10 protein-coding genes are annotated in these 14547 nt (G+C 58.9%); 4 read left to right on the top strand and 6 right to left on the bottom strand.

Annotated elements, in window-relative coordinates; genetic code table 11:
• Nucleotides 1–52: 52 nt before the first annotated feature.
• A complete protein-coding gene (gene oqxB, locus P2R09_RS12965; protein ID WP_003853459.1) occupies nucleotides 53–3205 on the bottom strand; it encodes a multidrug efflux RND transporter permease subunit OqxB in 3153 nt (1050 codons plus the stop codon).
• A 12-nt stretch (nucleotides 3206–3217) separates the two neighbouring features.
• Entirely contained in the window at nucleotides 3218–4372 is a 1155-nt protein-coding gene (locus P2R09_RS12960; RefSeq protein ID WP_003853461.1) for an efflux RND transporter periplasmic adaptor subunit, read from the bottom strand.
• A gap of 302 nt (nucleotides 4373–4674) precedes the next feature.
• On the opposite strand from P2R09_RS12960, the gene P2R09_RS12955 reads away from it, so the two are divergent.
• The 3 genes from P2R09_RS12955 (at nucleotide 4675) to P2R09_RS12945 (ending at nucleotide 5803) form a co-directional block, all read left to right on the top strand.
• The gene (locus P2R09_RS12955; RefSeq protein ID WP_003853463.1) at nucleotides 4675–5016 is read left to right on the top strand and encodes a helix-turn-helix domain-containing protein; all 342 of its coding nucleotides are present in this window, start codon (nucleotides 4675–4677) and stop codon (nucleotides 5014–5016) included.
• An 86-nt stretch (nucleotides 5017–5102) separates the two neighbouring features.
• Nucleotides 5103–5537, top strand: coding sequence for a ribonuclease domain-containing protein (locus tag P2R09_RS12950; protein WP_003853465.1), 435 nt, complete (start codon nucleotides 5103–5105; stop codon nucleotides 5535–5537).
• Nucleotides 5538–5539: 2 nt separating this feature from the next.
• Nucleotides 5540–5803 carry a barstar family protein gene (locus tag P2R09_RS12945; protein WP_275770233.1) on the top strand — a complete coding sequence of 88 codons (264 nt, stop codon included), beginning with the start codon at nucleotides 5540–5542 and terminating at the stop codon, nucleotides 5801–5803.
• Here the strand turns inward: P2R09_RS12945 and P2R09_RS12940 are convergent.
• From P2R09_RS12940 to P2R09_RS12925, 4 genes are all read right to left on the bottom strand, one after another.
• Complete coding sequence (locus P2R09_RS12940; protein ID WP_275770230.1) at nucleotides 5800–8166, bottom strand: virulence factor SrfC family protein; 2367 nt, start codon at nucleotides 8164–8166, stop codon at nucleotides 5800–5802. The genes P2R09_RS12945 and P2R09_RS12940 overlap by 4 nt on opposite strands.
• On the bottom strand, nucleotides 8163–11126 hold the full coding sequence (locus tag P2R09_RS12935) for a virulence factor SrfB (RefSeq protein WP_275770228.1): 2964 nt from the start codon (nucleotides 11124–11126) through the stop codon (nucleotides 8163–8165). The genes P2R09_RS12940 and P2R09_RS12935 overlap by 4 nt, the downstream gene beginning before the upstream one ends.
• 2 nt (nucleotides 11127–11128) lie before the next feature.
• A complete protein-coding gene (locus tag P2R09_RS12930) occupies nucleotides 11129–12523 on the bottom strand; it encodes an SrfA family protein (protein ID WP_275770226.1) in 1395 nt (464 codons plus the stop codon).
• 170 nt (nucleotides 12524–12693) lie between these two features.
• The gene (locus P2R09_RS12925) at nucleotides 12694–13866 is read right to left on the bottom strand and encodes a benzoate/H(+) symporter BenE family transporter (protein ID WP_275770224.1); all 1173 of its coding nucleotides are present in this window, start codon (nucleotides 13864–13866) and stop codon (nucleotides 12694–12696) included.
• Nucleotides 13867–13987: 121 nt separating this feature from the next.
• Here P2R09_RS12925 and P2R09_RS12920 point away from each other — a divergent pair, with 121 nt between their 5' ends.
• The gene (locus P2R09_RS12920; RefSeq protein ID WP_275770222.1) at nucleotides 13988–14545 is read left to right on the top strand and encodes a helix-turn-helix domain-containing protein; all 558 of its coding nucleotides are present in this window, start codon (nucleotides 13988–13990) and stop codon (nucleotides 14543–14545) included.
• Nucleotides 14546–14547 lie beyond the last annotated feature (2 nt).

Genomic DNA, 14547 nt, shown 5'->3' with positions numbered 1-14547 from the left:
TCACAAATAAAAAAAGGGCGATCAGTTGATCGCCCTGATTAACTTCTGTGGTTTACACCGTCACTGACTCTGCATTGCCAGACCGGCGCGTCACCAGTTTGCGCAGGGCGACATAGAACACCGGCGTCAGGAACAGGCCGAACAAGGTCACGCCGAGCATACCGGAGAAGACGGTGATGCCGGTCACGCCGCGCACTTCTGCACCTGCGCCTTCACCCAGAATCAGCGGGATGGTGCCGGCGATAAAGGCGATGGAGGTCATCACAATCGGACGCAGACGCAGGCGACACGCTTCCAGCGCCGCTTCCACAATGCCTTTGCCCTGAATCTCCAGCTCCCGTGCAAACTCCACGATAAGAATCGCGTTCTTACAGGCCAGCCCCATCAGCACCACCAGTCCGACCTGCACGAAGACGTTGTTGTCACCGCCGGTCAGCCAGACGCCAAACAGCGCAGAGAGCATCGTCATAGGGACAATCAGGATCACCGCCAGCGGCAGCGTCCAGCTCTCATAAAGCGCCGCCAGCACCAGGAACGCCAGCAGGACAGCCATCGGGAAGACAATCAGCGCGGTATTGCCCTGAGTTGACTGCTGATAACTCAGGTCAGTCCACTCGATGTTCATGCCGTTCGGCAACAGCTGACCGGACATCGCCTCAAGCTGGCTCATTGCCTGCGCTGAAGAGAGCACGCGCGGGTCGGCATCACCAATCAAATCCGCCGCCGGATAGCCGTTATAGCGGATCACCGGGTCGGGGCCATAGGTGGTGGTGATGTTAACCATGCTGCCAATCGGCACCATCTCACCGCGGTCGTTTCGGGTGCGCAGGTTAGCAATATCTTCCACGCTGTCGCGGAAATCGCCATCCGCCTGCGCCATTACACGCCAGGTGCGGCCAAAGCGGTTGAAGTCATTCACATACGACGAGCCAAGATAGGTCTGCAACGTGCTGAACAGGGCAGTCAGCGACACGCCCTGTGCCTTGGCTTTATCCCGATCAACCTTCACATCAAGCTGCGGAACGTTGGCCTGATAGGAGGAGATAGGGAAGTGCATCCCTGGGGTCTGCATGATGCTACCTGACAGCGTATTGATTGCCGTCTGCAATGCGCCATATCCCAGACCCGCACGGTCCTGTACATAGAGCGAATAACCGGAACCCTGACCCAGCCCCAGAATCGGTGGTGGCATAATTGAGAAGCCAAACCCCTGCTGGATTTGCGAGATCTTCGCATTGATCTCCGCGTTGATCTCCGCTGCCGTATGTTTGCGCTCATTAAACGGTTTCAGGCCGAAGAAGACCGTTCCGCTGTTTGGCGTATTAGTAAACTGCAGCGCATTCAGGCCGGGGAACGCCACCGCATAGGCGACGCCTTCGGTCTGCATACCGATTTCACTCATCTTACGAATCACTTCATCGGTGCGCGCCAGTGACGAGCCTTCCGGCATCTTCACGCCGCCAATCAGGTAGAGCTTATCCTGTGTTGGGATAAATCCACCTGGCACGGTGTGGAACATAAAACCGGCACCGGCCAGCAGCAGCACATACACACCAAACACCGCACCACGGCGACGCAGCGTGCGACCAACCAGTGATTCATAGCCATGCGCACTGCGCTGGAAGAAGCGGTTAAATGGACGGAACAGCCAGCCAAACAGCGCGTCAATGATCCGCGTTAACCGATCTTTCGGCGCATCATGACCTTTCAGCAGCATCGCTGCCAGCGCAGGCGAGAGCGTCAGCGAGTTAATGGCGGAGATCACCGTGGAGATCGCAATGGTGGTGGCAAACTGCTTGTAGAACTGCCCGGTAACGCCCGACAGAAACGCCATCGGCACAAACACCGCGCACAGCACCAGCGCAATCGCAATGATCGGCCCGGAAACCTCTCGCATTGCCTGATGCGCCGCAGCACGTGGCGAAAGTCCCATCTCAATATTACGTTCGACGTTCTCCACCACCACAATGGCGTCATCCACCACGATACCTATCGCCAGCACCAGCCCAAACAGGCTCAGGGTGTTCAGCGAGAAGCCGAGCAGATAGAGCACGCTAAACGTACCGACAATGGAAACTGGCACCGCCAGCAATGGAATGATCGAGGCGCGCCAGGTCTGCAGGAACAGAATCACTACCAGCACGACCAGGATCACCGCTTCAAGCAGAGTCTGAACCACCGCTTTAATAGAGTCCCGGACAAACACCGTCGGGTCATAAGGCGCGGCCCATTTCACATCGTTGGGGAAGCGGGTCGCCAGCTCATCCATTTTGGCGCGAACCGCATTGGAGAGGTCAATGGCGTTAGCACCAGGCGCCTGGAAGATACCGATACCCACTGCGTCTTTGTTATTCAGCTGCGAACGCAGGGCATAACTGCCTGAACCCATCTCAATCCGCGCCACATCACGCAGGCGCACCAGCGAACCATCTTCTGAGGTTTTCAGGATGATATCGCCGAATTCCTGCTCGCTCTCCAGACGTCCCTGCGTGTTAATCGACAGCAGGAAATCGCTCTGCTTTTTCAGCGGCTCGGCACCCAGCTGACCGGCAGAGACCTGCACGTTCTGCTCCTGCATCGCCGTCACCACATCAGAAGCGGTCAGACCACGCGCCGCGACTTTGTTGGGATCAAGCCAGACGCGCATCGCATATTCGCCTGCGCCGAAAATCTGGATCTGACCGACGCCCGGCAGACGCGCAAGCTCATCTTTCACCTTCAGCGTGGCGTAGTTACGCAGGTAGAGCGAATCATAGGTATTGTTGGGTGAGAACATGTGAACGACCAGCGTCAGGGTCGGCGACATCTTCTGGGTTGTCACACCCAGACGACGCACATCTTCCGGCAGACGGGCTTCCGCCTGTGCCACGCGGTTCTGCACCTGCACCTGTGCCTGATCGGGATCGGTGCCTGGACGGAAGGTGACGGTAGTCACCAGCACGCCGTCCGAACCGGCCACAGACTTCATGTACATCATGTTCTCGACGCCGTTAATCGCCTCTTCCAGTGGCGTCGCCACGGAGTCTGCAATCACCTTCGGGTTAGCGCCAGGATACTCAGCACGCACCTGCACGCTGGGTGGCACGACGTCGGGATATTCACTGATTGGCAGTAACGGGATGGAAATGACGCCGGTGACAAAAATCAGGATCGACAGCACCGCAGCAAAAATTGGCCGGTCGATAAAAAAGCGGGAAAAGTCCATAGCGGCCTCGAATTATTGAGCGGCTGCCGCACGCATGGCGACCTGCTGAGCAGTGACCGGCATGCCGGGCATAAACACTTTTTGCAGACCGGCGATGATTACCTTGTCACCGGCGTGCAGACCCGACTTAACAATACGCAGGCCATCTATCATCGCGCCGGGCTGGATATCGCGCCGCTGCGCTTTGCCTTCTCCATCCACCACGTAGACATATTTGCGATCCTGGTCGGTTAACACCGCTTTATCATCGATCAGCACCGCCTCGAACTGCGCGCTGCCTGGCAGACGCACGCGGGCAAACAGACCCGGCGTAAACTGACGCTGTTGATTGTCGAGCAGGGCGCGCATCCGAATGGTGCCCGTGCTGGCGGTCAGCTGGTTATCCGTGAAATCGATTTTGCCCTGATGCGGAAAACCCTGTTCACCAACCAGCGCAATCTCGACAGGCAGCGCATGACGCTGCTGGCCCTGACGCGCCATCGCCTGATAGTTGAGGAACGTGTTCTCATCGACATCGAAGTAGACATACATCTGCTGCTGCGACACCAGCGTGGTCAGTACGCTGGCGCTGTCGCCAGCGGTGACCAGGTTACCTGCGGTGATCTGCGCGCGGCTGGCGCGACCATCAATCGGTGCGGTGACGCGGGTAAAGTCCAGGTTGAGTTGCGCCATATCGACCGCGGCTTCTGCGGCCAGCACATCGGCCTGCGCCTGACTGGCAGCAGAACGACGCTGTTCCCACGCCTCGCGGGAAATCGCCTGGGTGCCGATCAGCTTCTCGCTGCGGCCGGACTCACTGCGGGCCAGACTCGCCTGGCTGCGCGCACGGGCCAGTTCCGCTTTGGCCTGCTCCAGCGCCGCGCGGTAACTCCGGTCATCAATGGTAAACAACACCTGACCTTTTTTGACCTCATCGCCTTCCCGATAGTTAACCGAGTCGATGTAGCCCGAGACGCGCGGACGCAACTGCACGCTTTGCACTGCTTCCACCCGTCCATTGAAGTTGTCCCACTGACTGACTGGCTTGATCAGCACGGGTGCGGCGCTCACTTCAGGCGGTGGCGGCGGGGCGTTTTGCGCCACACCCTTGTCGCAGCCGCTCAGTTGAGTGATGAGCAGTACCATCCCTAAGAGGGTTAAACCCTGACGAACCCGGTTCGTAATCATTGTTGTTATTCCGCGATAGATATAAACAGGCGGCCTGCAGGCCAATATTTGCAACTTTTAAGATTGCAATTAATCGCGGTGAGTGTAGGCTTGCGGGGCTGGCAACTGCAAGAATAACAGATACACTTTATGTGCGGTTTAGGGCAGGGCGATGAAGACCTGAACAGATCAGCATAAACCCTACAAAGAGTGCGGCATTTAATGTACTAATAAAACTTGCATTAAATGGCATAGTCAGCCACCCTTAAGTGTAACTGCAACTGATACTAATACTTTTCGCCACGGCGACAGGAGAGACTGGAATGATGAGTGATGCCTTTATTCACGATTTAATCGACTGGATTGATAACAACATCGAAGCACGTCTGGATCTGGATACCGTCTCAGAGCGCGCGGGTTACTCCAAATGGCACCTGCAGCGTATGTTCAAAGAGCACACCGGTTATCCATTGGGTGAATATATCCGCGTTAAGAAGCTCAAAAAATCAGCCGATCGCCTGACCACCACCGATGAGCCGATTCTCAATGTGGCGATCTCGTTAGGTTTCGACTCGCAGCAATCCTTTAACCGCAGCTTCAAACGTCAGTATGGTGTCGCGCCGGGTGCATGGCGTCGTCACAGCGGGGAATCGCACGCAGCTTAACCTCGCCAGGGCCAGCTTGTCTGGCCCGCGCTTTTCTCTGTGCATAAAACTGGTATCATCTGCGTCCTGTTGTCTCGGATGCCATCATGTCAAAAAAACTCTGGATTGGACTTTTCCTTGTCCTCGCGGCCTGTTTCTACGGCCTCAAACCTTATCTGAACACGGGTTCAACGCCTGCCCAGGCGGATATCGCCACCCTGACCGATGCCCATACCGTGGCCCGCTGGGTGCTGCAGCATCAGCAATTGCCGGACTACTACCTCACTAAAAGCGATGCGCGTAAGCGTGGCTGGAATCCAGCCAAAGGCAATCTGTGCGAAGTTCTGCCAGGCAAAGCTATCGGCGGCGATCGATTTACCAACCGTGAAAAACGTCTGCCATCGCGTGCAGGTCGTCAGTGGTATGAAGCGGATGTGAATTATCGCTGTGGTCATCGCGACGCCGATCGTCTGGTCTACTCCTCTGACGGGCTGGTGTTTCTCTCAACCGATCACTACCGTAGCTTCAGACAGGTACCCTGATCATGCTTAATGTGACCTTTGACCTGCGTCAGCTCACCACGCGCGCGGCCTTTTATCAGGCGCTTGCTGATCAGAGCGGCTGTCCGCAGACGTTCGGACATAATCTGGATGCGTTATGGGACTGGCTGACGGGTGGGATGGCGCTGCCAGCCACGGTCTGGCTCCAGCACTATGCTGCGCATCAGGCCGATTTAGCGCCAGTGCTGGCGCTGCTGGAAGAGGCGGCGCAGTCACTGGAGGGCGAACTGCGCCTGATTATTGATTAAGCGCGCAGTGGCTTGAGCAGGGCAACCAGCGCTTCACGAGCTGCCTGTGGCAGATCGCCGCCGCCGGTATAACCATTGTTCTCAATGATGACCTGATTCAGCCCCACCAGCCAGTCGTAGATATAATAGGCAGTATGGTTAGCCGGGGCCGCTGAGAGTTTGGTCAGACGCTGACCGGCACTGAAGCTGACGCTGGGCGCCGGAGGACGTGAGAATATCACCTGACCCCGGTTAACGCGGCTGTCGGGGCGTTCGCTTTCAGGGCGCTGTAAAAAGCCGAGCCAGGCAACAAAATCCCCCAGCACCGTCATCGCCCGCGTCACCTGACGATCGGCGCGTGATTCATGGCTGACGCTCTGCGAATCGGGCTCATGCAGCGCCTGCTGCAGTTTCTGCGCGATATCGGTACGGAAACCAGCCGTGATTAACTCTTCAACCAGCCACTCCATCGTCGCCTTGTCCACGTTGAGCAACGCCAGCAGGCTGCGGTTTTCCGGCAGCTGACGCAGATGATCCAGCCACAGCAGCAGCACCTGACGCGGGAACTGCTGAGCGCTTTGCAGGCTCTGACGCGGCTGAACCGGTGCTTCGGCAGGGCTTTCACTGAACAGGTCAAATTCAAACCCGATGCCGAACTGATTTTCCGGCGCCTGGCTGTTCGTGGGTTTGCTGCCCTGTAATGCTGACTGATTAAGCCAGAGCTGGCGCAGCGCCTCACGTGGCGGCTGCAGGCGTTCCAGAAGTTCGCCATGCAGGCCAGTACGATGCTGCAAACACTTCAGCAACGTGTCGGCGATGTTCTGTTTGCGTGCCGCCTGTTCCGGACTGGCACCCGCTTCGGTCCAGGGCAATAAACGCCGCTCTACCACGGTGTGCTGAATCTGCGCCAGCTGAGCCAGCAGCAGGTCGCGGCGGGCTTCCGGCTGCATCTCATCCTGTAACCAGCTTGCCATGCGGTCGACGCCCGCGCGATCCAGTGCCAGCATCGATCCCCAGTGCTGACCCGGTTGTCCCATCTGACGCTGCACCGCTTCATCCACATTGACCAGCTGATGACGGGCATCGAACGGGGTAATCGCCCAGATCAGGCGCGGTTTCTCTGCCGATTCCTGAGCGGGCTGCTGACGCTGCCATTCGCGCAGCGTTTCGCTGGCGAGATCCACATCCTGACGGTGACTGGCTGCGGTGCAAACCAGCAGCAGGTCAATCGCCTGACGCGCGGCATAAAGACCAGGCAGCAAGGCGCGTTTTTGCGCCAGCAGCTGCGCACGCAGGGGATCCTGCTGCTGCAGACGCTGACGATCTTCCTGGGTGGCCGCATCACCGGACTGACCCGGCGCGGGCAGCTCCAGCATGTCGGCATCATCATAAAGCGCAGTGCGCGGTGTGGAGCTCAGCGGCACCAGCACTTCCAGCGTCAGCAACGCCAGTAATCCCAGCGGCACGTTCTGCGCCTTGCCGATGCGGTTACCGTTCAGCGGGCAGACTTCGACCAGCTGCTGCTGATCCTGCTCGCTGGCTGGCACAATCAGCTGCTCAGCTGGCAGCAGCGAGGCGTCGGTCAGCAGGCTCAGTGGCGCGATTACGCGGGTGCTGTTACGCAGCTGATGACGCAGATGCAGCAGGCTGCGCAGCATCTCGTTCAGTTCCGGCTTAGCAGGCCACAGCAGAGAAAAGAGCTGCACCCGGTCGTCAACGCTGAGCCACGGCGCCAGCTCAACGGCCTGCGGCCAGAAGTGACGGTCCAGCCGCACATCGTGGTGTGAACGACGACGGCACCAGGACCAGAGCGTGACCAGTGCATCACCGTCAAGACCGGCCAGCGGCGTAGCGAGGCGATGACGCTGCAGGCGCTGCAGTGCGCTGTCAATCTGTGCGGTGTCAGGCGTCGTCTCTCCGGCACACGCGACCATCAGCCGCACAATCTCCGCTTCGCTGAGCAGCGTCAGTTCAACCGGCCACTCATTTGAGAGCGGCTCGCGCTGATGGCTGAAGCGGGTCGCGGTAGCAAAGTCGAGGTTGCCGGGATTGATGTGCTGAAACCAGTTCAGCTGTTTATCGCCCATGCGGGTCACGAGCTGGCCCTGCGCATCAGCCACCATTTCGTTCAGCAGCCAGGCTTTGCCCGCCTGTGACTGTCCAAACAGTGCCAGCGTCACCGGACGTGCAACCTGCTGCGCCAGTGCCTGCGCCTGCACGCGCGCCTGACGCAGCTGCAGCGTCAGGGTTTCGGCTTCCAGCGCCAGACGTGGCGACTGCTCACGGGTAGTTTCAATCCACGTCAGGCTGTTATTCAGGGCGTCCTGCAGCAGGCTAAGGCGTTTTGCCAGCGTTTGCGGCTGACGAGGTTTCAAAGCTTTCATCGTTTACACACGCTCCCGCTGTCAATCCAGTATTGCGCATTGGCATTGCCGGTCGCCGACAGGGTATTCAACTTCAGACTTAACTGCTCCAGCGGCACGCGGGTGCCATCATCGAGGCGCGCATCGCTCAGCACCAGGGTTTCCGGGCCGGAGGCATCGGGGCCTGCTTTTACGGCCAGTTTGATGCGCAGCACGCTCTCACCGGCCACTTTACGCGCCAGCGTGGTGTCGTTCAGCGTCAGGCTATAGAGCGGCGAGGCGGGCCAGCGCTCGTTATCAAGCTGACGGAAGCCGAGACAGACGTTACCACGAATACGGAAACTGCTTTTTTTATCCAGCGCATAGCCAGGATTGTCGAGGTCAATTTCGCTGTAGCACAGATTCTCGTCCGTTAGCGCCTGGTTTTCGTCAAGCATGCCAAGATAGCGAATCGTCGAATAGGGCTCAAAATCGCCTGCGCGGAACCAGAAGCTGCTGAGGCGGAGATCCAGCGCCAGCAGACAGAGCATCGCGCCGACTGCCGCTGTGGATTTCGGGTTGTCGATGCGGCCATGTTTGTTAAACGGATACCAGTCGCTGGTGTGATAGCCTTCCAGCGACAGAATACGGCTGCCCGGCAGCGGCTGCAGATGACGGACCAGCGCCTGAATACCCGGGAAGCGCGACGGGCGACCGGTCAGCAGCAGCACGTCGCACTGATAGAGCGACACCACTTCACACATTGAGCGCAGCGCCGGAATAATCGCCATCCGGTGCTGCATAAATTCGCCATGCAACTGGGCCAGACTGACCACCAGCGGCACCTGCAGCAGGTCAAAGCGGCTATTGCCACCCAGTTCGCGTTGAATCTCACCATTAACAAACGCCAGCACCGCGTCGCCCGGAGGCTGATCGACCAGCTCGCCAAACAGCGCGTTGATCTCGGCGTGACTTTCCAGCGGATCCCAGTTTTCGTAACGCTCCAGCACTGCCTGCGCCAGCGGAATAAACAGCTGTAAGGTGACCTGCTGACGCAGTGTCGCCTGACCGTCCATGCGGCTGTCGTGACCAAACAGCTTGTTCATCAGCGGTTCTGCCAGCGTCAGACCTGCTTTCTGCAGATGCTGCTGCAGCGCCGGTAAAATCCACAGCTGAATCACATCCAGCAGGATATCGTCGCCTGCCACTTTAAAGCCTTCGCGGAACAGCAGGCGCGGGGTGATTTTGACATTGTTGCCCTGACCATCGTCCAGACGATACTGGGTGATGGCGAGGTCAGTGGTGCCGCCGCCGATATCAATCGAGGCGATACGCAGGCTTTTTCCTGGCAGTTCGTCGGCCTCACGCGGACGGTCCGGACGCGCCATGCTGCTGAAGAAGTCTTCGGCACGACCGGCAAAGTTGACCTGGGTTTCATTGAACAGCCAGACCATCTGACCACAGGTCGCTTCATCCCACTCCATCTGCACATCCGGCAGCGGTTTCGGGGTCTGACGCGGCAGCGAGGGTGTAAATTCATCTTCGTCCGCCAGCCAGCCTTCCGCTTTCCAGACCAGCGCCAGCGCTTCCTGCATCCGGCGGCGGAAAATTTCACGCTCCGGCTTTGGCATCGCCGATGGCAGCGTCAGGATTACATGGCGCAACTGACGCGGCGCGTGGCTCTGTGGCATGCGCTGACGCTGTGCCGCGCTGTTCATCTGCATCAGCGCCTGAGCCAGCAGCTCACACAGCATAAAGGTCATTAGCGAACTGCGGCTGTAGTGCGGCGAAAAGACCGGCAGACGATCGTCCGGTGCCAGCGTAGAGAGCGGCTGGCCTTCGTCGTTCAGCAGGGTGGTAAAGGGTGCGGCGTAGGCCAGCGGTTCAGCCTGATCGCCAGGGGTGTTAAAGCGCCAGCCTGGCTGATAGCGCGCTTCATCCCAGAGATAACGGCGCGGGCTGGAGAGGCCAGTGCTGCCTTCCAGTCCCACTCGCTGCAGGGCCAGACGGCTTGCTTCGCGTCCGACGCGCGTCAGAGACGGCCACATAAAGGCCTGTTCACGACCGCTTTCCAGCGAGAAATTCGCTTTACCAAAACGGGTCTCGGCAAATTCCAGACGGCTGTCAAACAGCTCGTTATAAACCTGATGCGGCTCGGACAGATCGCGCAGCTGCAGCTCATAGGTCTGCTTCAGGCCGTTGCTCTCTTCAGGGTGATCTTCCACCAGAACGCCGCAGGTATGGGAGTTGCCGACATCCAGAATGATATCGACGTTGACCGCTGGGGTCTGCAGTGTGGCAGCCTGAATGTGAATCTCGCTGAGGTCGAGCTGTTCGCCCAGCAGCTCCAGCAGATTGAGGTAGTGCGCCTGATACTCAAACTCGCGCAGCGCCTGATTAATCGCCTGTTCGCGGCGATCGGACACGCGGTCGGTAAAGGATTCACGCAGCCAGCCGTCAACCCAGGTCAGATCAAGAAATTCGCCCAGCTCGTAGTTGTGCCAGGCGAGCGCAAAGGTCACGCCATTTTGTGCATCTGCAGGGCTCAGGCCGAGCTGCTCGCCACCGTCCTGTTCTGCCACGCAGCGGGTGTCGAAAGCCAGGCTGACGCGATGGGTATTGCCCGCCGCATCGGGTGCAGGCAGGGCAACCAGGCGCATCCGCGCCCAGTTTTCAGGGCCACCAATAAAGCGACGACCACTGGCACAGCGCAGCATCGGCAAGGGCAGCCAGCAGGCTGACAGCAGGGTCAGGGAGTCAGCCAGGGCGATATCGGACTCCGGGCGCACCACTTCAGCGGCACCCCCATCTTCTGGATAGAGCAGGAACTTACCGCTGTTGCCATCGACCTTCAGGCGCAGCAGCGGACCATTGGCGGTCTGGCGCACAAACTGGCGGCGAGCCGGGGTATCGGAGAGTTGCAGGCCAAAATCCAGAAACTGCACACCGCTGTTTTCAATCAGCGTAATTTTTTGTTTGTCATCGATCAGGGGAGCCAGCATCGTTATTTACTCTCACGCTTAATCGTCATCGGGAAAACCCGGTCTTCAGCATACTGCGCTTCGCACACGGCGGCGCCTATACTCGCATGGCAGACCAGCAGCGGCATACGATAGCGCGAATTGTTCTGGCACTTCGCCGTATAGCGGCTCTCGATAACCAGGTTACCGGCGCTGGTCATGGCGGCACTGACATCGGCTTTACAGGTGGTGTTACCCTGAGCGACCTGCACGCTGCCTTTGCCATTTTTAAACTGGAAGCGCATCACAGGCGGCTTACCGGTTGGCGTTTGCATCTGGTCGATAGTGACACGCCAGCGGCCATCAATCACCTGTACCTGACCTTCACGCACGGCGTCCGGCGTCACAACAAGATCATCAGCTTTAGCTGGCACCGGCGGCGTTACCACACTGGCAAGGGTAGCAGATGAGGCAGCAGGCGCGGCGTCGGTGGTGCCCGTGTTTGCCGGGATCTGAGGCAGCGACTCGGGTGGTTTCTCAGCCGTTACTGTCTCCGCAGGAGGCATGGCAGGCGTCGCGGCTGAAGGTGTTGCCGCAACCGGTGACTGACTCGCAACCGGTGTTGGGGTGGATACCGGTGCTGGCGTTGTGATCGGCGTTGCGGCTGGCTTCGTTGTCCCAACCGGTGTAACCACAGGCTCAGGACTATGCAGCAGCACGGCCACCGTCACGGCAGCGGCAATCGCCACGGGCGGTAACAGATACCAGATGCGGAAAGGGCGGCGAGCCGCTACAGGTGCGGCTGGCTGAGGTTCTGCAGGCACCACAATCGGCAGCGGTTCAGCCGCCGCTTCGGGTTCAGGTTCGGGCTCAGCGATAACGGTCGGCTCAGCGACCACGGGCGTGGCAGGTAGCTCAGGCAGCGGTTCAACCAGTGTAGCCGGCAGGTTTTCATCCAGTGTCTCACGCAGGCAGGCCAGTGCATCATCACGACTGCGTGCCTGGGCATCGACAAAGCCCCAGAAGGTGATAACCGGTTTACCATCAACCAGATAGACATACTGCTGGTCCGGGAATTGCAGGGTTTTGCTCAGCAGGGCACCAAACAGACGCATCGACGGATTCTCTGCCACGCGCGCGCGCGTACTGAGTGCCTGCATATCCTGCTGACAGGCGGTGAGCTGCTGCAGTGCAGCGCGACGTTCATGATCGCTGGCGCCCAGCCAGGATTTCACCCGGCCGTTAATAGGGGAATACCAGTCGAGGCGATCGCCCCGCTCATTAGCCTGAGGAATAGCCAGGCAATCTGCCAGTGCGCCCTGACGGCGCAGACGCAGGGTTTCACGAATTTGCAGTGCTGAGGCGTAGACCGGCTGGCCATTTTCACCTAACGCCAGAACTGCATCCAGATTACCGCTGCGCAGAATAGTTTTTGCCACCTGTTGGGCCCTTATCGGTCGTTGTCTGAGGCAGAAAATCGCGTGTTATCGACGATTAGGTTGATTTTACGCGGGGCAATGACAAATCAAACGGCAGAAAAGGAGGTAAATCCAGTGTTTTTTTCATCGGCGGGTGGAAAAATAACCGATATTTCAGCGGGTATCACGCCTCAGACGGTTCTGCGCACCAGCACCAGGTGAGCAATGATACCGCCTGCCAGTCCCCAAAATGCCGGACCAATACCCAGCAGCGAAACACCCGACGCAGTGATCAAAAAAGTCACTAACGCGCTGTCACGTTCGGCAGGCACATCGAGTGCGCGATGCAGGCTGCCGCCCAGCGTTGCCAGGAGTGCCAGACCCGCCAGCGCCTCGATCAGCACCGCAGGCAGCGCACTGAACAGCACGGCAATGAGCGCACCGGACACGCCCGCCAGCAAATAAAATATGCCGGCCAGCACCGCCGCCCGCCAGCGCTGCTGAGGATTTTCGTCGACCTCATCGCTCATGCAGATCGCCGCCGTAATCGCCGCCACGCAGATCGAAAAGCCTCCAAACGGCGACAGCAGCAGGGCAGTCAATCCGGTCCAGCTCATCAGTGACGAGACCAGCGGTCGGTAGCCGTGCGCCTGTAATGTGGCGATGCCGGGGGCATTCTGCGAGGCCATGGTCACCAGGAAGTAGGGCACGCCCATCCCCAGCAGCGTGGCCAGGGTAAAGTGCGGCATCACCGGCTCCGGCAGAGACAGCATAATCGACTGCTGCGGAAAGTGGATGGCGTGCTGCGCCAGTGCAATGACAACGCCCACCAGCAGCGTCACCAGAATGGCATAGCGGGTAAGCCAGCGACGCGCCAGCAGCCAGGCCAGGCACATGCTGCCGCACAGCACAAAATTGCTCTGTAAATCGGCAAAGGTCTGAAGTCCGAAGCGCAGCAGAATACCCGCCAGCATCGCCGCTGCCAGTGAAGCGGGAATGTGGTTCATCAGCCGGGCAAACAGACCCGTCACACCCGACACGACAATCAGCAGATTGGCGAAAACAAAGACGCCAAACGCCTCATTCAGCGAAATGCCGTTGAAACTGGTCGCCAGCAGCGCGGCGCCCGGCGTGGACCAGGCGGCCAGCACCGGCATGCGATAACGCAATGACAGCCCTATTGAGACGATTCCCTGCGCGAGGCCCAGCACTGACAGCCAGCCGCCAATCTGTGCGGGCGAGGCACCTGCCGCCTGAAACATCTGATAGATGATTGCGCCGGTGCTGCTGTAGCCCACCAGCACAGCAACAAAACCCGAGACAAGCATCGGCAGGGTAAAACGGGACGATTCCGCTCTCGTCATGGTCAGACTCTCAGTGAGTTTGTGCGTTATAGCGCACATCGTCGCATGATACGCTATAACGCACAAGTGTTACACTATTACCCTAGTGTCATAGACCCGTGACCGGAATTCAGGAGAGAAAATGGCGGATTTTCAGCAACACCTGAGCAGCGCGCTCAGACAGTTGCGCCAGGCCAATGGCTGGAGCCTGACACTCACGGCGGAGCGAACCGGCGTCAGTAAAGCGATGCTGGGGCAGATTGAGCGTGGTGAATCGAGTCCCACTGTGGCGACGCTATGGAAGATCGCCACCGGTTTTAACGTGCCTTTTTCCTTTTTTATCGACGGCAGCGCACTACCTCCCGGCACAGCAACAGGATTCAGTCAGCCTAATGCCGAAATGTCAGTGCGCTCGCTGCTGCCTTACGATCCACACCTCCGATTTGATCTGCTGGCAGTGGAGCTGGCAGCGGGCGCGCAGAGTCATTCTTCGCCCCATGAAGCAGGCTGCGTGGAGCAGGTAGTGGTGATTGAAGGTGAACTGCTGCTGGGTGTCGGGGATCTCTGGCGGCGTCTGCTTACCGGTGAAGCCTTTCAGTTCAGGGCCGACGTGCCGCACAGCTACCGGAACCCGCTCAGCACACCGCTGCGCTTCCACAGTCTGATTCACTATCTGCAACGCCCGGACGTTACAAATTGATA

Source organism: Pantoea sp. Cr_R13 (assembly GCF_029222565.1).
Classification (GTDB): Bacteria; Pseudomonadota; Gammaproteobacteria; order Enterobacterales; family Enterobacteriaceae; genus Pantoea; species Pantoea eucalypti.
Note: the sequence above shows the minus strand (reverse complement) of the source record. Positions and strands in the feature narration are given on the sequence as shown.